Source organism: Mesorhizobium sp. BH1-1-5 (assembly GCF_020165615.1).
GTDB lineage: Bacteria > Pseudomonadota > Alphaproteobacteria > Rhizobiales > Rhizobiaceae > Mesorhizobium.
The window spans coordinates 101,089-121,674 of the sequence record NZ_JAIUIM010000011.1 but is presented as its reverse complement, the minus strand read 5'-3'; the positions used below and the strand labels follow the sequence as shown (position 1 = coordinate 121,674).

Annotated in this window: 19 protein-coding genes; 15 read left to right on the top strand and 4 right to left on the bottom strand. The window is 63.3% G+C overall.

Going from position 1 to position 20,586, the window contains the following annotated elements; translation table 11 throughout:
- The first annotated feature begins 2 nt into the window (after nt 1-2).
- The 10 genes from ybgC to ftsH all read left to right on the top strand — a co-directional run bounded on the left by ybgC (nt 3) and on the right by ftsH (nt 10,439).
- On the top strand, nt 3-473 hold the full coding sequence (ybgC, locus tag LB572_RS16685; protein WP_140678886.1) for a tol-pal system-associated acyl-CoA thioesterase: 471 nt from the start codon (nt 3-5) through the stop codon (nt 471-473).
- A gap of 314 nt (nt 474-787) precedes the next feature.
- Nucleotides 788-1,498 carry a protein TolQ gene (gene tolQ / locus LB572_RS16680; RefSeq protein ID WP_140803290.1) on the top strand — a complete coding sequence of 237 codons (711 nt, stop codon included), beginning with the start codon at nt 788-790 and terminating at the stop codon, nt 1,496-1,498.
- Nucleotides 1,499-1,507: 9 nt separating this feature from the next.
- A complete protein-coding gene (gene tolR, locus LB572_RS16675) occupies nt 1,508-1,969 on the top strand; it encodes a protein TolR (protein ID WP_140803289.1) in 462 nt (153 codons plus the stop codon).
- A 7-nt stretch (nt 1,970-1,976) separates the two neighbouring features.
- Nucleotides 1,977-3,131, top strand: a complete 1,155-nt coding sequence (locus LB572_RS16670) for an energy transducer TonB (protein ID WP_140803288.1) — start codon at nt 1,977-1,979, stop codon at nt 3,129-3,131.
- Nucleotides 3,132-3,170: 39 nt separating this feature from the next.
- Nucleotides 3,171-4,484, top strand: a complete 1,314-nt coding sequence (gene tolB, locus LB572_RS16665; RefSeq protein WP_140803287.1) for a Tol-Pal system beta propeller repeat protein TolB — start codon at nt 3,171-3,173, stop codon at nt 4,482-4,484.
- Nucleotides 4,485-4,542: 58 nt separating this feature from the next.
- Nucleotides 4,543-4,920, top strand: coding sequence for a four helix bundle protein (locus LB572_RS16660; protein ID WP_224668456.1), 378 nt, complete (start codon nt 4,543-4,545; stop codon nt 4,918-4,920).
- Between the two features lie 223 nt (nt 4,921-5,143).
- Complete coding sequence (gene pal / locus LB572_RS16655; protein ID WP_140803285.1) at nt 5,144-5,650, top strand: peptidoglycan-associated lipoprotein Pal; 507 nt, start codon at nt 5,144-5,146, stop codon at nt 5,648-5,650.
- Between the two features lie 210 nt (nt 5,651-5,860).
- Nucleotides 5,861-7,012, top strand: a complete 1,152-nt coding sequence (gene ybgF, locus LB572_RS16650) for a tol-pal system protein YbgF (RefSeq protein WP_224668455.1) — start codon at nt 5,861-5,863, stop codon at nt 7,010-7,012.
- Nucleotides 7,006-8,400 (top strand): tRNA lysidine(34) synthetase TilS, encoded by a 1,395-nt coding sequence (gene tilS, locus LB572_RS16645; RefSeq protein ID WP_412033567.1) that lies wholly within the window; start codon nt 7,006-7,008, stop codon nt 8,398-8,400. The genes ybgF and tilS overlap by 7 nt, the downstream gene beginning before the upstream one ends.
- Before the next feature lie 104 nt (nt 8,401-8,504).
- Nucleotides 8,505-10,439: an ATP-dependent zinc metalloprotease FtsH gene (ftsH, locus tag LB572_RS16640; RefSeq protein ID WP_140803283.1), complete on the top strand. Its 1,935-nt coding sequence runs from the start codon at nt 8,505-8,507 to the stop codon at nt 10,437-10,439.
- A 200-nt stretch (nt 10,440-10,639) separates the two neighbouring features.
- Here the strand turns inward: ftsH and LB572_RS16635 are convergent, their stop codons facing one another.
- Entirely contained in the window at nt 10,640-11,098 is a 459-nt protein-coding gene (locus tag LB572_RS16635) for a hypothetical protein (RefSeq protein ID WP_224668454.1), read from the bottom strand.
- Nucleotides 11,099-11,337: 239 nt separating this feature from the next.
- Complete coding sequence (locus tag LB572_RS16630) at nt 11,338-12,204, bottom strand: hypothetical protein (protein ID WP_224668453.1); 867 nt, start codon at nt 12,202-12,204, stop codon at nt 11,338-11,340.
- Nucleotides 12,205-12,577: 373 nt separating this feature from the next.
- Between LB572_RS16630 and glmM the strand changes: the two genes are divergently transcribed.
- From glmM to serA, 5 genes are all read left to right on the top strand, one after another.
- Nucleotides 12,578-13,930 (top strand): phosphoglucosamine mutase, encoded by a 1,353-nt coding sequence (gene glmM, locus LB572_RS16625; protein ID WP_224668452.1) that lies wholly within the window; start codon nt 12,578-12,580, stop codon nt 13,928-13,930.
- A gap of 218 nt (nt 13,931-14,148) precedes the next feature.
- Entirely contained in the window at nt 14,149-14,994 is an 846-nt protein-coding gene (locus LB572_RS16620) for an outer membrane protein (RefSeq protein ID WP_140803279.1), read from the top strand.
- Between the two features lie 201 nt (nt 14,995-15,195).
- Nucleotides 15,196-15,972 carry an outer membrane protein gene (locus tag LB572_RS16615; protein WP_224668451.1) on the top strand — a complete coding sequence of 259 codons (777 nt, stop codon included), beginning with the start codon at nt 15,196-15,198 and terminating at the stop codon, nt 15,970-15,972.
- A 195-nt stretch (nt 15,973-16,167) separates the two neighbouring features.
- Complete coding sequence (locus tag LB572_RS16610) at nt 16,168-17,343, top strand: phosphoserine transaminase (RefSeq protein ID WP_224668450.1); 1,176 nt, start codon at nt 16,168-16,170, stop codon at nt 17,341-17,343.
- A 65-nt stretch (nt 17,344-17,408) separates the two neighbouring features.
- Nucleotides 17,409-19,010, top strand: a complete 1,602-nt coding sequence (gene serA / locus LB572_RS16605) for a phosphoglycerate dehydrogenase (protein ID WP_140803276.1) — start codon at nt 17,409-17,411, stop codon at nt 19,008-19,010.
- A 79-nt stretch (nt 19,011-19,089) separates the two neighbouring features.
- On the opposite strand, the gene LB572_RS16600 is transcribed toward serA, so the two are convergent.
- Together LB572_RS16600 and LB572_RS16595 are read right to left on the bottom strand one after the other, a co-directional pair.
- The gene (locus tag LB572_RS16600) at nt 19,090-19,515 is read right to left on the bottom strand and encodes an SH3 domain-containing protein (protein WP_224668449.1); all 426 of its coding nucleotides are present in this window, start codon (nt 19,513-19,515) and stop codon (nt 19,090-19,092) included.
- A 162-nt stretch (nt 19,516-19,677) separates the two neighbouring features.
- On the bottom strand, nt 19,678-20,577 hold the full coding sequence (locus LB572_RS16595) for a DMT family transporter (protein ID WP_140803274.1): 900 nt from the start codon (nt 20,575-20,577) through the stop codon (nt 19,678-19,680).
- Between the last annotated feature and the right edge of the window lie 9 nt (nt 20,578-20,586).

Here is a 20,586-nt window from a genome sequence, read left to right as displayed (position 1 = left end):
CGATGGACGATCATGGTGAATCGGCGGCGCTCAGCGCCGGGCTTTCCGGCGCGCTGACGGATTTCGGCCATCGGCTGATGGCCAGGGTCTACTATGCCGACACCGATTTCTCCGGCGTCGTCTACCATGCGCGCTATCTCGAATTCCTCGAGCGCGGCCGCTCCGACTATCTGAGGCTGACCGGCGTCCATCACACCGAGCTCCTGGACGGCAAGCATGGCGAGCGCATCGTCTGGGTGGTGCGGCGCATGGAGATCGACTTCCGTTCGCCGGCGCGCATGGACGATATCCTCACCATCGACACGCGCACCGACGATATTTCCGGCGCCCGCATCTTCATGGGCCAGCAATTGAAGCGCGGCGGCGATGTGCTGGTCGAGGCGAAAGTCGAAGCGGCGATCGTCGGCGAAAGCGGCCGGCCGAAGCGCTTTCCGAAGGAATGGATTGCGGCTTTTATGCCTCGGGCAAGCTGATATTCGGGTGAGGCCGGCCTGACCAGAATCTCAGCTTGCCTTTGCATCGCACCTCGCCCGCTAGCCCTGGCCATGCGCGGCAATGCGCCGCGCCTTACGTCCTAACCCATCCTTAACCATAACGGTTCATGAAGGAATTGGCGAAGATTGGCGCAATCCGTGCGCCTTCCTTTCACCAATATTTGCCTCGAAAAGGCCGCGAAACGGTGCATTCGGGGCTTATCCCGCAAGCTTCAAGCTTCGCGCGATCGGACCAAAGGAATGCCCATGGGCCAGCCGCCAGCGATGCCCGGAAAACCTTAAGGACTTAAGTCATGGAAAACATCGCACTCGCCGACCCGGGCGCGCATCTGTCGATCTGGGCGTTGTTCATGCAGGCCGGCTGGGTGGTCAAGCTGGTCATGATCGGCCTGCTCTGCGCGTCGATCTGGACCTGGGCCATCATCATCGACAAGCTCGTCGCCTATAGCCGGATGAAGTTGGCGCTGAACCGCTTCGAACAGATATTCTGGTCCGGGCAGTCGCTTGAAGACCTCTACCGCACGCTGGCCGACCGCAAGACCACCGGCATGGGCGCGATCTTCGTCGCCGCCATGCGCGAATGGAAGAAGAGCTTCGAAAAGGGCGCGAAATCGCCGCTGGCGCTCCAGACCCGCATCGACAAGGCCATGGACCTGGCGCTGACACGCGAGATGGAAAGGCTGGAGGGCCGCCTCGGCTTCCTCGCCACCACCGGCTCGGCCGCGCCCTTCATCGGGCTGTTCGGCACCGTCATCGGCATCATGACGTCGTTCCAGGCGATCGCCGCCTCGAAGAACACCAGCCTGTCGGTGGTGGCGCCCGGCATCGCGGAAGCGCTGCTCGCGACCGCGATCGGCCTGCTCGCGGCCATTCCGGCGGTCATCGCCTACAACAAGCTGTCATCGGACGCGAACAAACTCGGCGTGCGCATGGAAGGGTTCTCGGACGAGTTCTCCGCCATACTCTCGCGCCAAATCGATGAAAAAGTAGCGCAGAAGGCCTGAGGAACGATCATGGGGATGTCTGCTGCTGGCGCAGGTGGCTCGGGGCGAGGTGGGCGCGGCCATAGGCGCCGTGGCCGTCACCATGCCCTGATGTCTGAAATCAACGTCACGCCGATGGTCGACGTGATGCTGGTGCTGTTGATCATCTTCATGGTCGCGGCGCCGCTGCTCACCGTCGGGGTGCCGATCGACCTGCCGGACACGCAGGCCAAGGCGATGAATGTCGACACGCAGCCGATAACCGTTTCGATCGACGCCGCGGGCAAGATTTTCTTGCAGGAGACCGAGATCCCGATCGACGAATTGGTGGCCAAGCTGCAGGCGATTTCCAAGACCGGCTATGACGAGCGCATCTTCATCCGCGGCGACAAGTCGACGGACTATGGCACGGCGATGAAGGTCATGGCCCGCATATCGGCGGCCGGCTACAAGAATATCGGCCTGGTCTCGCTGCAGGAACAGGATCAGTAGACGCCAAATGCGGACCGGTCTCACCTCTTCGGTGATCTTGCACGCGGTGGCGCTGGCCTTCGGGCTGTTCACGCTGTCGTCGCCGCCGGCGATGCCTGCCTCCGACGTGGAGTCGGTGGCGGTCGACATCGTGCCGATGGAGGCGATCGCACAGACGCTGCAGGGCGACAAGAAGTCGGTGATGCATGACAAGCCGGCGCCTGTTCCGACGAAGCGCCCGGATGTCGTTCCAGATGCCCAGAAAGTCGGCGAGAACACCGTCGACACCGACAAGCCGGTGACGGACGAAGCCAAGCCGAAGCCAGTCGACAAGACGGCGGCGCCGCCGCCCGCGCCGACGCCGGTCGAGAAGCCGGCGGTCGAGGACGTGCCGAAGCCGCAGGAGAAGCCGAAGCCGACCCCGGCGACCGAGGTCGCGCCGACGCCGACGCCGAAGGAAGAGGTCAAGCCCGAGCCGGTCAAGCAGACGGAGCCCAAGCCGACGCCGGCCAAGCAACCGGCGCCGACTCCGCCGAAGGACACAACCGCCGCTATCCCGAAGGAAGAGGTGAAGCCGGACGCGGTGGCCGAGGCGATCTCGCAGGATCAGCCCACGGATGAGGCGAAGCTGCCGGATTCAGCACCCGCGCCGGAAGCGCGGCCGAAGCCGCAGCCGGCCCAGGCCGAGAGCGCCAAGGCGCCGGACCGCAAGGACGCCGACAAGCCGGTAAAGGAAGCGTCTTCCAAGAAGAAATCGGACGAGAAGCAGTTCAACGCCGACGAGATAACGGCCCTGCTCGACAAGCAGAAGCCATCCGGCGGCGGCGCCAAGCGCTCGACCCAGCAGGCCTCGCTCGGCGGCGAAAAGGATCAGGGCCAGAAGCTCTCCCGGTCGGAGCAAGGAGCGCTGGAGGATCAGCTCGGTGGTTGCTGGACGCTTCCGGTCGGCCTCGAAGGATCCGAGGACTTCACCGTGGTCATCCGTTTCAACCTGAACGCCTCCGGCAAGCTGGAGGGCCGCCCGACCGTCGAAAAGTCCAGCGGCAACCCTCAATTCGACGCCAGCGCGGTTCGCGCCGTGCAGAAATGCGATGTCGCCGGGCTGCAGGTTCCCGCCGGCAAGCAAGACATCTGGTCCGACGTTCGCGTCAACTTCGATCCAAGGGCGATGCTTGGCCTGTAGCCTGAGCACCCAAAAAATCAGCAAGAGAAGCGAGAAGACATGAAATCCATCCTCAAGCCGCTCCTGATGGTCGCCGCAATGGCGGTAGGCATAATTTCCGTCGCCACCTTGCCTGCTCGGGCAACCCTCGAGCTCAACGTCAACAAAGGCAATGTCGAGCCGATGCCGATCGCCATCCCCGACTTTCAGGGAGGACTTGGGCCACAGATATCGGAAATCGTAGCCGCCGATCTGAAACGGTCAGGACTGTTCGCGCCGATCGACAAGGCCGCCTTCGTCGAAAAGATCACGAATCCGGATGCCCAGCCCCGTTTCGACGACTGGAAAGTCATCAATGCGCAGGCGCTGGTCACCGGCAGCGTGAGCAAGGAGGCGGATGGCCGCATCCGCGCCCAGTACCGGCTGTGGGATATCTTTGGCAACACGCAGCTGGCCGGCGAGCAGTTTTTCGCCAACGACGCCAATCAACGCCGTGTCGCGCACATCATCGCCGATGCGATCTATGAGAAGATCACCGGCGAGAAAGGCTATTTCGATACCCGCGTCGTCTTCGTCGACGAATCCGGAGCCAAGAACGCGCGCAAGAAGCGCCTCGCCATCATGGACCAGGACGGCGCCAATGTGCGCTATCTGTCCGACGGCCGCGCTATCGTCCTGACGCCGCGCTTCTCGCCGAACCGGCAGGAAATCACCTATATGTCCTATGAGAGCGGACAGCCGAAAGTGTATCTCCTGCAGATCGAAACCGGGCAGCGCGAGCTGGTCGGCAATTTCCCGGGCATGACGTTCGCGCCGCGCTTTTCGCCCGATGGCCAGAAGGTGATCATGAGCCTGCTGCGCGACGACGGCAATTCCAACATCTTCGCCATGGACCTGAGGAGCCGGTCGACCACGCGGCTGACCGATTCGACCGCCATCGACACCTCGCCCTCCTATTCGCCGGATGGCTCGCAGGTCGTCTTCACCTCCGACCGCGGCGGCGGCAGCGGCCGCTCGCAGATCTACGTCATGGGCGCGGACGGCTCCAACCCGCACCGCATCTCCTTCGGCGACGGCGTCTATTCGACGCCGGTCTGGTCGCCGCGCGGCGACCTCATCGCCTTCACCAAGCAGAGCGGCGGCGAATTCCAGATCGGCGTCATGAAGACCGACGGCTCGGGCGAGCGCATCCTGTCCTCCGGCTTCCAGCAGGAGGGCCCGACCTGGGCGCCGAACGGCCGCGTGCTGATGTTCTTCCGCGACGCCGGCGGTGGACCCAAGTTGATCTCGGTCGATCTCACCGGCCGCAACGAGCAGCAGATCCCGACCGCGAACTACGCTTCGGATCCGGCTTGGTCGCCGCTTCTTGAGTAGGAACTGAGGAACTGAAGAACTGAAGAACTGAAGAACTGAAGAACTCGGGAACTGGGGAATGGAGAAGCCAGGGCGCTTCGTTGAGCGCGGGCGAGACTTGGAAGCCTACAAACGCGCTTACGCAGTCTCTCTCGAGGTGCATAGAGCCACCCTTACTTTTCCAAAAATTGAGCAATACGCGCTATCTGATCAATTGCGTCGCTCGAGTAAAGGCATATGTGCCAATCTGGCTGAGGGATTTGCCAAGCAAAGCCACTCCAAAGCTGAATTCGCTCGCTTCGTTTCGATGGCGATTGGATCATGCAGCGAAGCGGAGACGTGGATATCTTACGCGTTTGACCTTCAATACATCTCTCGGCCCCAACTCGACGCTTGGCGGCAGTCCTATGCCCAAATCCATGGGATGCTCGTGAGCCTTCGAGAGAAGCTGGCTTGATCCCCTTTTCTTCAGTTCCTCAGTTCTTCAGTTCCTCAATTCCTCTTTTTTTCATGTTTTGGCCGCATTTCCGCCTACGGTCCGCACGCAATGTGAGCCCGACAAAAACGGCCGAGGACGGCGGCTCGAAACCAAACATTAACCGTGTTTCTTGAATGCCGGTTAACCCAAACGTGGTTACTGGGTGATCAACGAAATCACTTATATGCGAAGGAGAGGCGGCATGGGCCGTATCGCAGCACTTACCAGAAACCCGGCGATGATCGCGCTCGTGGCGGCTCTCGCCATCACCGGCTGCGCGTCGAAGAAGACCCCGAACAGCGCGGCCGATCTCGGCCTCAACGGTGCCGGCGCCGCGACGCCGGGCTCGGCGCAGGACTTCACCGTCAACATCGGCGACCGCATCTTCTTCGATACCGATTCCGCGTCGATCCGCGCCGATGCGCAGACCACGCTGGGGCGCCAGGCGCAGTGGCTCAACCAGTATCGCCAGTACGCGATCGTCATCGAAGGCCATGCCGACGAACGCGGCACGCGTGAGTACAATCTGGCGCTGGGCGCCCGCCGCGCCGCCGCCACGCGCGACTTCCTGGTTTCCAAGGGCGTCCCCGCCAGCCGCCTGAAGACGATTTCCTACGGCAAGGAGCGTCCGGTCGCGGTCTGCGACGACATCTCCTGCTGGTCGCAGAACCGCCGCGCCGTCACCACGCTTTCCGGCGCCGGCTCCTGATCGATTTTCGCCAATGGCGCCAGGCGGCCCCGGCGGCAAAAATACAACATCCCAAAATGAAAGGCGGCCTCAGGGCCGCCTTTTTCATTTGCAACGGCTTGAAACAAAATTTGGCCGAAGTCTCGCGTCCTGCTATGAGCGCGAGGGCGCTTCCTCCCACTGTTTGATTTGGAAAGGCGCATCAGGCCAACACCCACCGCGAGAGACAGAATGCATTTCAGAACGGTCCTGAGCGGCACGCTTGCGCTGCTGCTCGTATCAAGCCTCCCGAGCCTTGCCGCCTCGGCCGACAGCGCCGCGCGGGCCTCCGACGCCGGGTTCACCTTCCATCTGCCGACGCTCGGCATCTTCGGCGACAAGAAGAAGCCGGAGCAGGCGCAGCTCGCCCAGGACAGCAGCGGCGGCATGACGGGGCTGGAGGACCAGCTTCGCCAGATGAACGGCAAGATCGAGGAGCTCAACTTCCAGATCCTGCAGATGCAGGAACAGATGCGCAAGCAGCAGGAAGACAACGAGTTCCGCTTCCAGCAGCTCGAAGGCGGTTCGCAAGGCGGCGCCAAGCCGGCCGGGCAGAAGAAATCGGAGGCCGCGCCCCAGGGCGGGAACGGCAATGACGGCAACACCAATCTCGGCGATGCCGGCGCCGGCGATGCCGGAACCGACAACAGCGTCGCCCAGGCCCCGGCGACGCAGGCGCCGGCCGACGCGGGCGGGCAAAATGGCGGCGGCAAGAGCGTCGGCGACGTCATCGTGGAATCGCAGACCGGCGATCCCGGCAAGCTGATCACCGGCGCGCCGCCGAAGGATTTCGGCACTATCACCGTCGACAAGAACGGCAATGTCGTCAATGCCGAGACCGGTTCGCAGGCCAGCGCGCCGGCGGAAGCCCCGGCGGCCACCGCAAACGCTCCTTCCGCCGAGACGCCGGCCAAGAAGAACAAGGCCGGCGACACGCAAGTCGCCGCCCTGCCGTCGACCAACGATCCCGACGAGCTCTACCGCAACTCCTACCAGTTCATCCTGTCGGGCGATTACCCGACCGCCGAACAGGGTTTTCGCGATCATATTTCGCGCTTCCCCAAGGACGCCAAGGCGGCGGATGCGCATTACTGGCTGGGCGAGTCGCTGCTCGGCCAGCAGAAATACCGTGACGCGGCCGAGATCTTCCTCGCCGCCAGCAAGGAATACCCGAAGGCCAAGAAGGCGCCCGACATGCTGCTCAAGCTCGGCGTTTCGCTGGTCGGCCTGAAGCAAAACGACGTGGCCTGCGCCACCTTCAGCGAGATCGGCAAGCGCTATCCCGACGTTTCCGGCGCGCTCAAGGAACGCATCAAGCAGGAAAAGGCTCTGGCGGCGTGCTGACGCCCGATACCAAAGCTCACTTTTCAGACCACCTTTTCTCCGACCTAGACTTTTCGACCGGCGCCGTTGCAGCCGTGTCCGGCGGCAGCGACTCGACCGCCCTGCTTATTCTCCTCAAGGATTACTTCGATCGGACCGCATCGGGCGCCAGGCTGCTCGCGGTGACCGTCGATCATGGCCTAAGGCCAGGTTCGGCCGTCGAGGCGCGGCAGGTTGCCCGTTTCTGCGCCGAGCGCGGCATCGCGCATCGCATTCTCGCCTGGCACGGCGACAAGCCCGCGACCGGTCTGCCGGCCGCCGCGCGCGAGGCGCGCTACAGGCTGCTTGCCGAAGCGGCCGATGCCGAAGGCATCAAGCTGATCCTGACCGGCCACACCGCCGACGACCAGGCCGAGACGGTGCTGATGCGGCAGGCGCGCGACGATGAAGGCCGGGGCCTCGCCGGCATGGCGCCCGCCACGCTGCACGACTGGCGAACATGGATCGTGCGGCCGCTGCTCGGCATAAGGCGCGCGGCGCTGCGCGAGATGCTGCGGGCTCGCGACATCGGCTGGATCGAGGACCCGACCAATGAAGATGCCCGCTTCGAGCGGCCGCGCGTGCGGGCAAAGCTCGCGCACGGCGAGGGCGAACAGCGTATCGCCGAAGCGCTGGCGAAAGCAGGACAGGCGGCCGGTGAGCGCCACGACATCGGCCACCGCGCCGCCGTGCTCATCGACGCCTTTGCCGGCAGCCCGGTTCCGGGCCTCATTCGCCTGGATCGCGAATTCTCCGCGCATGCGGATGGCGAGGCGGCCATCTATGCGCTCCGCATCCTTTTGGCCGCGGTCGGCGGCACGTCCTTTGTCGCCGACGAGGCGCGCTGCGCCGCGCTGTTTTCCCGACTGCGATCGGCGCCGCTTTGCGCCACATTGTCGCGGACGGTGGTCGATGCGCGGCGAACCGGCATTTTCCTTCGCCGCGAAAACCGCAACCTGCCCGCGCCCGCGCCACTGGTAGACGAAGAGCTTTGGGATGGCCGGCGGCGCGTCACTTTGGACGCACGCATCAATTTGAAAGACTGGCCGGGCGGCTTGGTGATCGCGCCGCTTGGGTCCGCTGCCGCTCGGCAAGCGCCCTTGAGCGAAGATATTCCACCAAGCCTGTCACGCGCGGCGCTTGCCGCGGAACCTTCGCTGTGGTCCGGCGCCGAACGCCTTGATTTTGCTGGCGGCAATGCCGGCTTGCAATCGGTCTCGATCGTTCCGGCGGTGGCCCCTTTTGCGCGCTTCCTGCCGTCCTTCGACCTCGAGCCGGCTGCCGCCGTGGCGGCGCTTGTCGGCGCGCCGCCGTTGCCGGCGCCGCCATTCCACGGCCATGATGGCGGGCGAGGGTGGGCGAAAGCTTAACCGATACGTGCTGTTCTGCTTGGCAAGGGGAGGCGCTCTCCCTATGTTAGGCCCAAGCTTCTCCATCATCGCGGGTCCGTGCGCGGACCCCAACGGGACAATAGATGAATCCGAATTATCGCAACCTCGCGCTCTGGGCGATCATAGCGGTCCTGCTCATCGCCCTGTTCAATCTTTTCCAGACGCCCCAGACGCGCGGTGCCACGACGGATATCGCCTATTCGCAGTTCCTGCAGGACGTCGCCTCCGGCCGGGTCAAGAGCGTGACCATCGCCGGCGCCCGCATATTCGGCAACTACACGGACAACGCCAACGGCTTCCAGACCTATTCGCCCGGCGATCCGTCGCTGGTCTCCAGGCTGCAGGACAAGAACGTCACCATCACCGCCAAGCCTGAAACCGACGGCTCCAATTCGCTGTTCGGCTACCTGATCTCGTGGCTGCCGATGATCCTGATCCTCGGCGTGTGGATATTCTTCATGCGCCAGATGCAGTCCGGTTCCGGAAGAGCGATGGGCTTCGGCAAGTCGAAGGCCAAGCTTCTGACCGAGGCGCATGGCCGCGTCACCTTCCAGGACGTCGCCGGCGTCGACGAGGCCAAGGAAGACCTCGAAGAGATCGTCGAGTTCCTGCGCGATCCGCAGAAGTTCCAGCGCCTCGGCGGCAAGATCCCGCGCGGCGTGCTCCTGGTCGGCCCGCCCGGCACCGGCAAGACGCTGCTCGCCCGCTCCGTCGCCGGCGAGGCCAACGTGCCGTTCTTCACCATTTCCGGCTCGGACTTCGTCGAGATGTTCGTCGGCGTCGGCGCAAGCCGCGTGCGCGACATGTTCGACCAGGCCAAGAAGAACGCGCCCTGCATCATCTTCATCGACGAAATCGACGCCGTCGGCCGTCATCGCGGCGCCGGCCTCGGCGGCGGCAATGACGAACGCGAGCAGACGCTGAACCAGCTGCTGGTCGAAATGGACGGTTTCGAATCCAACGAGTCGATCATCCTGATCGCCGCCACCAACCGGCCCGACGTTCTCGACCCGGCGCTGCTCAGGCCCGGCCGTTTCGACCGCCAGGTGGTGGTGCCGAACCCCGATATCGTCGGCCGCGAGAAGATCCTCAAGGTGCATGTGCGCAACGTGCCGCTGGCGCCCAATGTCGACCTCAAGGTCGTCGCGCGCGGCACGCCGGGCTTCTCCGGCGCCGACCTGATGAACCTCGTCAACGAATCCGCGCTGATGGCGGCGCGCCGCAACAAGCGCCTCGTCACCATGGCCGAGTTCGAGGACGCCAAGGACAAGATCATGATGGGCGCGGAGCGCCGCTCGTCGGCGATGACCCAGGCCGAGAAGGAGCTGACCGCCTATCACGAGGCCGGCCACGCCATCCTGGCGCTCAACGTGCCGTCGGCCGATCCGCTGCACAAGGCGACCATCATCCCGCGCGGCCGCGCGCTTGGCATGGTCATGCAGCTGCCGGAAGGCGACCGCTATTCGATGAGCTACAAATACATGGTCTCGCGGCTTGCGATCATGATGGGCGGCCGCGTCGCCGAGGAGTTCAAGTTCGGCAAGGAGAACATCACCTCGGGCGCCTCCTCCGATATCGAGCAGGCGACCAAGCTGGCGCGCGCCATGGTCACGCGCTGGGGCTTCTCCGACAAGCTCGGCCATGTCGCCTATGGCGACAACCAGGAAGAAGTCTTCCTCGGGCATTCGGTGGCGCGCACGCAGAACATCTCGGAAGAGACGGCGCAGATCATCGACGCCGAGGTGCGGCGGCTGATCGACGACGCCTATTCGACGGCGAAAGCGATCCTGACCAAGAAGAAGAAGGAATGGATCGCGCTGGCCGAGGGGCTGCTCGAATACGAGACGCTGTCCGGCGACGAGATCAAGCAGCTGATTGCGGGCAACAAGCCCGCCCGCGATCTTGGCGACGACACTCCGCCCAGCCGCGGCTCGGCCGTGCCGAAGGCCGGCACGGGCGGCCGCCGCAAGAAGGGCTCCGAGCCTGAAGGCGGTATGGAGCCGCAGCCACAGGGCTGAGGTTGGTGCGCGGAAGACTGATCGAGAAACGCCGCGGCTTGGTCCGCGGCGTTTTTGTTTGGCAATTGGAGACAAGGCAAGACTTCCCTCGTCCCGACGCCCAGATATCGCCCGACCGCAGATCCTCGGACACGGCCGAGAATGATGGCTCAAAGTCTGCGGGAAAAACGGTGAACGGCTCTATCCGCCGTATTCGATTTTTATGATTCAGCTTTCAGCCGCGCATTGCAGAGGCTGTAGTAACCGCCGCCCTTCTGGATCCAGCGAAGGCCGTTCAACGTACCCGCCTCCTTGTTGTCGTGGTAACCCTGCAGGCAGGTCTTCATCCGGGCCTTCGCGGGTTTTTCGGACTTGAACTCGGCGGCGAGGATAGTCGGGAATGTCACGCCCGCCGGCGCTACAGTGGGGGCGACCGCCGCACTGGTTTCCTTTTTCTGCTGCTCCTCGGTTTTGACCGCATCCGCGCTGACACTCTCCGCGGCGGACGTCGCGCATTTCTCCTTGCGGAAAGCGGCCCAGTCCATGCCGTTCAGAGTGCCGCCTTCCTTGGCTGTCCGATAGGTCTCGCCGCATTCCTTCATCGTTAGTGCGCTTGCAGGCGTGGCATTCCAAGAGACCAATGCCGTCACAGCCAACGCCGCCAATTTCAAACTGAACATAAGACCCTCCTGATTGATAATAAGTTCGATGTCTTTTTGTATACTGTTTGTTCCCTATATGTTCAACAAGAATCTTTGCAACTACCGATAAGCCTGATGGTGGGGCAGTATGGGGGAATCGATGATGCCGACAAGTCCCGCGATATGCAGATGCGGGCAAGGCCGCGGCGTCTTCGCGCGCAACAAAAGCCCGCGCATCTTGCGATGCGCGGGCCTTTTCTCTTCGAATAATTAGGCGATCAGCTCTTCAGCTTGGCATTGCACAGGCTGTAGAAGCCGCCGCCCTTCTGGATCCACTTCAGACCGTTCAGCGTGTTGGCATCCTTGTTGGCGTAGTACTGCTCGAGGCAGGTATGCATGCGGCCCTTGGCCGGGGTCTCGGTGGCGAATTTCGGCGAAATCGCCTTCGGGAAGCTCACGCCCTTCGGCGCGGCGACGCTCGGCTTGGCCGGTTCGCTGGTGTAGGTCGCTTCCGTCGGAGCCGGCACGGTGTCGTCATCGTCGGCGCCGGCGCCGCACTCGGCCTTGCGGAAGTCGTTCCACTTCATGCCCTTCAGCGTATTCGCCGTTTTCGCAGCTTGGTACTTGGTGCTGCATTCGGCCATGCTCAGGCCCTTGCCGCCGTCGGCAGCCGCGGTCGAGGTCTTGGTTGTCTTGGCAGGCTTGGTGTCGGTGGCAGCCGCGGCGGTTGCGCCGGGGCCGCACTCGGCCTTGCGGAAGTCGTTCCACTTCATGCCGTTCAGCGTGCCGCCAGCTTTTGCAGCCTGGTATTTGGCGCTGCATTCCTTGGAGCTCAGGCCCTTGGCCGCGTCGTCGGTAGTGGCGGCAGCCGCCTTCGTCTTCTTGGCAGGCTTGGTGTCGGCGGCCTTCGTATCGGTCACCGCCTTGGCATCAGTGGCGGCCTTGGTGTCGGTCGCGGCGGAAGCGTCGCTGCCGCACTGCGCCTTGCGGAACTGGTTCCAGGTCTGGCCGGAAAGCGTTCCCGCATCCTTGGCCGCGTTATACTTGGTGCTGCACTCGGCCATGGTCAGCGCGTTGGCCGGCGCCGCCAGGAACAAGGTTGCGACGGCGATCCCCGTCAAAGCTGCAAGTCTATGAATAAGCATGGCGTTTTCTCCCTTGCTGCCGCCAATGAGTGTCCCTATGCCAAATCAATAACGCTCAATGTCCGGTTGCGCCAGATGCTTCCGGCACGGGCGCCGTCACAAAGTGTGTTGCTCCCGATAAGGTGATGAATTGCTTGCCGGTTCGCTGCTACGCCGCCGAGGTTCTCCATGCGAACGCATGACGAAAAGCTGCCCCCTGGCAGGCATACTAGCCCCACAGCGAGAAGATGTGTTAGGCCCTAGGATCATTTGCATCGCCCGCGACAATGATTTTCTAAGGATTGGTAATATATAATCATGAAATTTGATGATCGGATGCGGCCCAATTGTGGCAATACGGGCGGCTGAAAAACCGACGGGGACTATAAGGCACATGGCAGGTCAGTATTTCGGCACCGACGGTATCCGCGGACGCGCCAACAAATTTCCGATGACGGCCGAGGTCGCCATGCGCGTCGGCATGGCCGCCGGACTCTCCTTCCAGCGCGGCAATCACCGTCATCGCGTCGTGCTCGGCAAGGACACGCGGCTTTCCGGCTACATGATCGAGAACGCCATGGTTGCGGGCCTGTGCGCCGCCGGCATGGACGTGTTCCTGCTCGGCCCCATACCGACGCCCGCCGTCGCCATGCTGGTGCGGTCGCTGCGCGCCGACATCGGCGTGATGATCTCGGCCTCGCACAATCCTTACTACGACAACGGCATCAAGCTCTTCGGTCCCGACGGCTACAAGCTTTCCGACGAGATCGAGGAACGCATCGAAGGCATGCTCGACAAGGACATCGAGCTGGCGCTTGCCGATTCCGACGGGCTCGGCCGCGCCAAGCGCGTCGATGGCGTGCATGACCGCTATATCGAATTCGCCAAGCGCACGCTGCCGCGCTCGATGTCGCTTTCGGGCCTGAGGATCGTCGTCGACTGCGCGAACGGCGCGTCCTACAAGGTGGCGCCCGAGGCGCTGTGGGAACTCGGCGCCGAGGTGGTGGCGATCAATGTCGAGCCGAACGGCTTCAACATCAACAAGGAATGCGGCTCGACCCATCCGGCCGGCCTGCAGAAGAAGGTGCACGAGGTGCGCGCCGACATCGGCATCGCGCTCGACGGCGACGCCGACCGCGTCGTCATCGTCGACGAGAACGGAGCGATCGTCGACGGCGACCAGATCATGGCGCTGATCGCCGAATCCTGGCACCAGAGCGGACGGCTGGCCGGCGGCGGCGTCGTCTCCACCGTGATGTCCAATCTCGGCCTGGAACGCTTCCTCGGCGACATGAAGCTGCAGCTGCACCGGACCAAGGTCGGCGACCGCTATGTGGTCGAGCACATGCGCGCGCACGGCTTGAATGTCGGCGGCGAGCAGTCCGGCCATATCGTGCTTTCCGACTTCTCGACCACCGGCGACGGCCTCGTCTCGGCGCTGCAGGTGCTGGCCTGCATCAAGCGGCAGAACCGCCCGGTCAGCGAGCTGTCGAAGAAGTTCGAGCCGGTACCGCAGCTCTTGAAGAATGTGCGCATCTCCGGCGGCAAGCCGCTGGAGGAAGCGCCGGTCAAGGCGGCGATCGAGGAAGGACGCAACCGGCTCGGCACGTCCGGTCGTCTCGTCATCCGGCCCTCCGGCACCGAGCCGCTCATCCGCGTCATGGCCGAGGGCGACGATCCGCGACTGGTCGAAGCGGTCGTCAACGACATCGTCGACATCCTGCAGGAGACCCGCAGCGCCGCCTGACCCCGTCGCCGGGGTTACGCAACGTCTTCAAGCCCGCCGCAAGGCGGGCTTTTTCGTTGCCGGACGGGCCGTCGGACAACGGCGTTCCATCTAAAATTGTATAGATTCGTGGTTAATCAGTACGGTTAAACGGCTTTTAACCTTTGCAATTCATTATCCAAACCCGAGGTCAATCAACTTCGGGCGATGTCGTCCCGAGGCTTCTTAGGGGTGACAGAATGTTCAAGACAGCAAGAATGGCATTGCTTGCCGCGCTGTTCGCGGGCTTGGCCGGACCGCTCTTCGCGGCCGACCTCCCCGAACCGCAAATCGAAGAGGCTCCGCCTCCGGTCGTCGAACAGCAGCCGATCGATGTCGGCGGCTGGTATATCCGCGGCGACATCGACTATCACAAGTCGACCGTGCGCGGCATCGACTACATGACTTACGCCATCGTTCCGGGCCCCTGCGGGGTTGGGTGCGCGGTCGAACCGGGCAGCAAGAGTTTCGATTTCGGCAAGCTGAAGGGCGGCTTCTCGCTCGGTGGCGGTGTCGGCTACAAGATCAACGACTACTTCCGCACGGACGTGACCGCCGATTACTGGTTCAGCTCGAACTTCAACGGCCAGACCTCTGATCTCGTCTCGACCTCGACCGAAGTGTCGAAGATGAGCGCGCTGCTGCTGTTGGCCAATGCCTATGTCGATATCGGCACCTGGCATGGCATCACGCCCTATGTCGGCGCCGGCATCGGCGGCGCTCACGTCAAGTGGGACACGGTCCACGATCCGAACACCACCGAGACCAATCCGGGCTCCTCCAACTGGCGTTTTGCCTACGCTCTCATGGCCGGCGCTTCCTACTGCCTGACCGACAAGGTGATCCTCGACGCCGGCTACCGCTTCAGCCACATCCAGGGCGGCCGCATGTTCGACTGGGATGCGAGCAGCGCCGGACCGGGCTTCGATCGCGGCATCAACACCCACGAGGTGCGCGGCGGCCTGCGCTACCAGTTCGGCGGCAACAATGGCTGCGCCGCGCCGGTGGCCTACCAGCCGGAGCCGGAACCGATCTACACCAAGTAATCGCCTTCATTATCCCGAAATTCGTCAGCCGCCCGGCGCCAGCCGGGCGGTTTTCATTTATGCGGCGTCGGTAAATATCGATCGAAATCAATTCGGTAACCGGCTGTTATCCTTAACCGGCACTTAACCACTATGGTTAACAATGGCTCCTTGAAACGGCGCCCGCGTTCGCGGCTGCGCCAATCTCGGGAGCCGGGGACCATGACATCCAGATCGCGTATCGCGTCAGCGCTTGCCGCAACCATCCTGTTGCCGATGACGCCGGCGCTGGCGGCGGACTACGATCCGCCGGTCTATGCCGACCAGGCGCCGGACTACCAGCCGGTCGAGGTCGGCTCGGGCTGGTACCTGCGCGGCGATGTCTCCTATCTGGCGCAGAAAAGCTTCAAAAACGGGGATTTCACCTTCCCGTCGGCGATCGCCAGCGAAAACTTCGGCGAGAGCGAGGACGCCTATTTCGCGAGCGTCGGCTTCGGGTATCATTTCAACGACTATCTCCGCGCCGATCTCAACCTCGGCTACCTGCCCGGCAACAAAGCCAGCTTCAGCTATGATGACTCAGGCATCGTGGCACCGGCGACCGTGGGAGACGGAAGCCTCAAGAACTATGCCTTCTCAGGCATATTGAACGGCTATGTCGACCTTGGAACATATGTCGGCGTCACGCCCTATATCGGCGCAGGTGTCGGCATCGTTCAAAGCAAATACAGCCTTTCGGCGAACTATTTCACCGACAACGGCGATGCAAGCGACGACTTCTCTCAGCGCAGCAGCAAAACAAAATATTCGCTGGCATACACATTGAACGCCGGCCTTGCCTACCAGGTCTCCAAGAATGTCCTGATCGATCTCGGCTATCAGTATTTCTCCGCGCCGGATGCCGAATATGTGACCGCCGCAAGCCTGAATTCCTTCCCTGTCCACAAAGGCATCAGCAACCATCAGATCAAGCTTGGGCTGCGTTACGATCTCTGGTGAGCCACGCAGGCTGAGAGGTTTCCACGGCGGATCCTGAGCGGTCCGCCGTTTTCGTTTCGGATCGAGCACCAGTCGTAGGGAATATCCTGACAGCGACAGAAACTTTGCTCTTGACGCCGAAGGCCTAAGCGCATATCGCCGTCCGTGGGCCACCCCTCCCCAACGAGGGGCCACTATCTGGAAGGATAGACCACGATGACGACGCTTACCAAGCCCGGACTCCGTCCGGCAAACCCCAATTTCTCTTCAGGTCCCTGCGCAAAACGCCCCGGCTGGTCGGTCGAGGCGCTCAAGGCCGCCGCGCTTGGACGCTCCCATCGCGCCAAGATCGGCAAGAGCAAGCTCGAGCAGGCTATCGAGCTGACGCGCGAAATTCTCAAGGTTCCAGCGAACTACCGCATCGGCATCGTGCCGGCGTCGGACACCGGCGCGGTCGAGATGGCGCTGTGGTCGCTGCTCGGCGAGCGCGGCGTCGACATGGTCGCCTGGGAGAGCTTCGGCTCCGGCTGGGTGACCGATGTCGTCAAGCAGCTCAAGCTCGCCGATGTGCGCAAGTTCGAGGCCGGCTACGGCCAGCTGCCCGACCTGACGCAGGTCGACTTCGACCGCGACGTCGTCTTCACCTGGAACGGCACGACCTCGGGCGTGCGCGTGCCGAACGGTGATTTCATTCCCGCAAACCGCAAGGGCCTGACCATCTGCGACGCGACCTCGGCCGCCTTCGCGCAACGGCTCGATTTCGAAAAGCTCGATGTCGTGACCTTCTCCTGGCAGAAGGCGCTGGGCGGCGAGGGGGCGCATGGCATGCTGATCCTCAGCCCGCGTGCGGTCGAGCGGCTGGAGACTTACAAGCCGACCTGGCCGCTGCCGAAGATCTTCCGCCTGACCTCGGGCGGCAAGCTGATCGAAGGCATCTTCAAGGGCGAGACCATCAACACGCCGTCGATGCTTTGCGTCGAGGATTATCTCGACGCGCTCCGCTGGGCGAAGTCGATCGGCGGGCTCGAGGCGCTGGTCGCCCGCGCGGACGCCAATGCCGCGGTGCTCGACCGCTTCGCCGGCAAGTCGGCGTGGCTCGGCCATCTCGGCGTCGATCCGGCGACGCGCTCGAACACGTCCGTGTGCCTTTCCTTCACCGACCCTGACGTGGCGGCGCTCGATGCCGACGGACAGGCGACCTTCGCCAAGGGCATCGTGTCTTCGCTCGACAAGGAAGGCGTCGCCTACGACATCGGTTCCTATCGCGATGCGCCGCCCGGCCTGCGCATCTGGTGCGGCGCCACCGTCGAGACCGCCGATCTCGAAGCGCTGCTGCCCTGGCTCGACTGGGCCTTCGCCACGCAGAAGGCGTCGCTCAAGGCAGCGGCCTGAAATCCGTGGCGGCCTCCGGCCGCCACCATTTTCCGACACATCCAATCCCCTTCAAGGAGGCCGTGATGGCGCCCCGCGTTCTCGTTTCGGATAAACTTTCCACCACCGCCGTGCAGATCTTCAAGGATCGCGGCATCGACGTCGACTACTTGCCCGATCTCGGCAAGGACAAGGAAAAGCTGCTCGAAGTGATCGGCCAGTATGACGGCCTCGCCATCCGCTCGGCGACCAAGGTCACCGAGAAGCTGATCAATGCCGCCGGCAAGCTCAAGGTCGTCGGCCGCGCCGGTATCGGCGTCGACAATGTCGATATCCCGGCCGCCAGCCGCAAGGGTATCATCGTGATGAACACGCCCTTCGGCAACTCGATCACTACCGCCGAGCACGCGGTGGCGATGATCTTCGCGCTGGCGCGACAGATACCGGAGGCCAATGCCTCGACCCATGCCGGCAAGTGGGAAAAGAACCGCTTCATGGGCGTCGAGATCACCAGCAAGACGCTGGGCGTGATCGGCTGCGGCAATATCGGCTCGATCGTCGCCACGCGCGGCGTCGGCCTGAAGATGCATGTGATCGCCTTCGATCCGTTCCTGTCGGACAGCCGCGCCGAGGAGCTCGGCGTCCAGAAGGTCGAGCTCGACGAGCTCTTCGCCCGCGCCGATTTCATCACCTTGCACACGCCGCTGACCGACAAGACGCGCAGCATCATCGATGCGGCCGCGATCGCCAAGATGAAGGACGGCGTGCGCATCATCAATTGCGCCCGCGGCGGGCTGGTCGTCGAGGCCGATCTGGTCGCGGCGCTGAAGAGCGGCAAGGTGGGCGGCGCCGGCGTCGACGTTTTCGAGGTCGAGCCGGCCGAGCAGAATGAGCTGTTCGGCATGGAGAATGTCGTGGCCACGCCGCATCTCGGCGCCTCGACCACCGAGGCGCAGGAGAATGTCGCGCTGCAGGTCGCCGAGCAGATGAGCGACTATCTGATCAAGGGTGCGGTCTCCAACGCCATCAACATGCCTTCGATCACCGCCGAGGAGGCGCCGCGGCTGAAACCCTTCGTCAAGCTTGCCGAAGTGCTCGGCGCCTTTGTCGGGCAGGTCACCGAGGATCCGATCAAGGAGGTCGAGATCCTGTTCGACGGCTCGACCGCGACGATGAATACGCGCGCGCTGGTGAGCGCTGCCCTTGCCGGCCTGATCAGGCCGCAGGTCTCGGACGTCAACATGGTGTCGGCGCCGATCATGGTGAAGGAGCGCGGCATCATCGTCGCCGAGGTCAAGCGCGACAAGTCGGGCGTGTTCGACGGCTACATCAAGCTCACCGTCACGACCGAGCACAGGACACGCTCGATCGCCGGCACCTGCTTCTCCGACGGCAAGCCGCGCTTCATCCAGATCAAGGGCATCAATCTCGATGCCGAGGTCGGCCAGCACATGCTCTACACGACCAATGCCGACGCGCCGGGCATCATCGGCCTGCTCGGCACCGTGTGCGGCGAGAATGGCGTCAACATCGCCAACTTCCAACTCGGCCGCAACCGGCCGGGCGGCGACGCGATCGCGCTGCTTTATCTCGACGCGCCCTTCCCGGAAAAAGTGCTCGAGCAGGTGCGCGCCCACAAGTCGATCGACTCGGCGAAGCGGCTTCGCTTTGATGTCGGCGGCGAGTGAACGTGCTGGTCGATTGAAATCGAAACGCCCCGCCTGCGTCAGCAGCGGGGCGTTTCAATTCGTCAGGCCTTGATCGAGCTCACTTGCAGGGGAAGCCGGGCGCGATCTTGCATTGCGGCTTGTGAGGCCTTGGCGGCTTGGGCGGGCGCGGCCGGTGCGGCTTATGCGACCAGTGCGGCCTGTGCGGACGGTAATGCGGCGGGCGAATGACGATTTGCGGCTGCACGATCACCGGCCGCACGACGTGGGAGCGTTCGAGATAGCTCGCGCTCGCCCAGCCATGGATACCGGCGGCGCGGATCGAGCACCAGCTGTCCTCGCAATGGTAGAGCTCGACCCTCTGGCCGGCCGGCAAGGTCGCGATCCTGGCATAATGCGCGCCCGGACCGCTGCGGACGTTCAGCGACGTCGTGGTGTGGGCGACGGTGGCCGCCGACGCCGGTGCTGAAAGGGCGGCAAGGCCGACGAAAGCGCCGATCAGCGCCAAAAAAATCCGGAAATTCATGATCCCCTCTCTGGTCGATGAAAATAGCAACCCGGTTGCGGCATTTGTCCGCTGAAAGTTGGGAGAGTCAATGCCGCCGCAGTCTCTGGTATAGAGAAAATATCAATATCCTTAATGGGATAGCCGTTTCTAATGACTGCTTGGCTTATGATGCGACAGATATCATCCAGTCTGCAGCGCTGCTCTGCTGCCGCTGTATTCGGCAAGAGCAATGCCGCCGAGGACAAGCGCCAGCGCGAAAGCCTGATAGGTCTGAAACCGCTCGCCGACGATCAGCACCGAAAGCAGCGTGCCGAAGATCGGCACCAGGTTGATGAACAGGCCGGCGCGGTTGGCGCCGATCAATTCGTTACCCTTGATGTAGAGGACCTGCGAGACGACCGAAGCGCCAAGCGCCGTATAAAGCGTGAGCGCCCATCCATGCGCATCCGGCACGATGACGCGGCCGGCCACGATCTCCCAGACGAAGAAGGGCACGGATGTCAGCAGCGCGGCGATCGAAAGCGCCAGCATGAAACTCTGCCAGCGGATTAGCGGCTTGAGGCGCAGTCCCACCGAATAGAGGCTGTAGCAAAGCACCGCGACGAGCATGATGGCGTCGCCGAAATTGAGATCGAGCTTCAGCAACTGGCCGAGCTCGCCATGGCTGGCGGTCAGCGCGACGCCGACGATGGTAAGCGCGACGCCGACGATCTGCAGAGGCTGCACGCGCAGCCGGAAGAACATGAAATTGGCAAGGATGATGACGATCGGGATGGCCGCCTGCTCGATCGAAACGTTGATGGCGGTGGTGTAGTTGAGCGCCGTGTAGAAGATGACGTTGAAGATGGTGAAGCCGCAGGCGCCGAGGCCGGCAAGCAGCCGCCAGTGGCTGCGCACCTCGGGCCAATCCTCGCGCAGCGTCCGCCAGCCGACGGGCAGCAGGATCAGCACCGCCATGACCCAGCGCAGGAACACCAGCGTCATTGGCGAGACATGGCCGACGGCAAGCTTGCCCGCCACCGAATTGCCGCCCCACAAGAGCATGGTCGACAGAAGGAACAGATAGGCGGCTCGGTGCATGGAGAATCC

What these genes read in the sequence shown, in the direction of transcription:
- ybgC (WP_140678886.1), top strand. Translation starts at nt 3, where the DNA reads ATGGACGATCATGGTGAATCGGCGGCGCTCAGCGCCGGGCTTTCCGGC.
- tolQ (WP_140803290.1), top strand. Translation starts at nt 788, where the DNA reads ATGGAAAACATCGCACTCGCCGACCCGGGCGCGCATCTGTCGATCTGG.
- tolR (WP_140803289.1), top strand. Translation starts at nt 1,508, where the DNA reads ATGGGGATGTCTGCTGCTGGCGCAGGTGGCTCGGGGCGAGGTGGGCGC.
- LB572_RS16670 (WP_140803288.1), top strand. Translation starts at nt 1,977, where the DNA reads ATGCGGACCGGTCTCACCTCTTCGGTGATCTTGCACGCGGTGGCGCTG.
- tolB (WP_140803287.1), top strand. Translation starts at nt 3,171, where the DNA reads ATGAAATCCATCCTCAAGCCGCTCCTGATGGTCGCCGCAATGGCGGTA.
- LB572_RS16660 (WP_224668456.1), top strand. Translation starts at nt 4,543, where the DNA reads ATGGAGAAGCCAGGGCGCTTCGTTGAGCGCGGGCGAGACTTGGAAGCC.
- pal (WP_140803285.1), top strand. Translation starts at nt 5,144, where the DNA reads ATGGGCCGTATCGCAGCACTTACCAGAAACCCGGCGATGATCGCGCTC.
- ybgF (WP_224668455.1), top strand. Translation starts at nt 5,861, where the DNA reads ATGCATTTCAGAACGGTCCTGAGCGGCACGCTTGCGCTGCTGCTCGTA.
- ftsH (WP_140803283.1), top strand. Translation starts at nt 8,505, where the DNA reads ATGAATCCGAATTATCGCAACCTCGCGCTCTGGGCGATCATAGCGGTC.
- LB572_RS16635 (WP_224668454.1), bottom strand. Translation starts at nt 11,098, where the DNA reads ATGTTCAGTTTGAAATTGGCGGCGTTGGCTGTGACGGCATTGGTCTCT.
- LB572_RS16630 (WP_224668453.1), bottom strand. Translation starts at nt 12,204, where the DNA reads ATGCTTATTCATAGACTTGCAGCTTTGACGGGGATCGCCGTCGCAACC.
- glmM (WP_224668452.1), top strand. Translation starts at nt 12,578, where the DNA reads ATGGCAGGTCAGTATTTCGGCACCGACGGTATCCGCGGACGCGCCAAC.
- LB572_RS16620 (WP_140803279.1), top strand. Translation starts at nt 14,149, where the DNA reads ATGTTCAAGACAGCAAGAATGGCATTGCTTGCCGCGCTGTTCGCGGGC.
- LB572_RS16615 (WP_224668451.1), top strand. Translation starts at nt 15,196, where the DNA reads ATGACATCCAGATCGCGTATCGCGTCAGCGCTTGCCGCAACCATCCTG.
- LB572_RS16610 (WP_224668450.1), top strand. Translation starts at nt 16,168, where the DNA reads ATGACGACGCTTACCAAGCCCGGACTCCGTCCGGCAAACCCCAATTTC.
- serA (WP_140803276.1), top strand. Translation starts at nt 17,409, where the DNA reads ATGGCGCCCCGCGTTCTCGTTTCGGATAAACTTTCCACCACCGCCGTG.
- LB572_RS16600 (WP_224668449.1), bottom strand. Translation starts at nt 19,515, where the DNA reads ATGAATTTCCGGATTTTTTTGGCGCTGATCGGCGCTTTCGTCGGCCTT.
- LB572_RS16595 (WP_140803274.1), bottom strand. Translation starts at nt 20,577, where the DNA reads ATGCACCGAGCCGCCTATCTGTTCCTTCTGTCGACCATGCTCTTGTGG.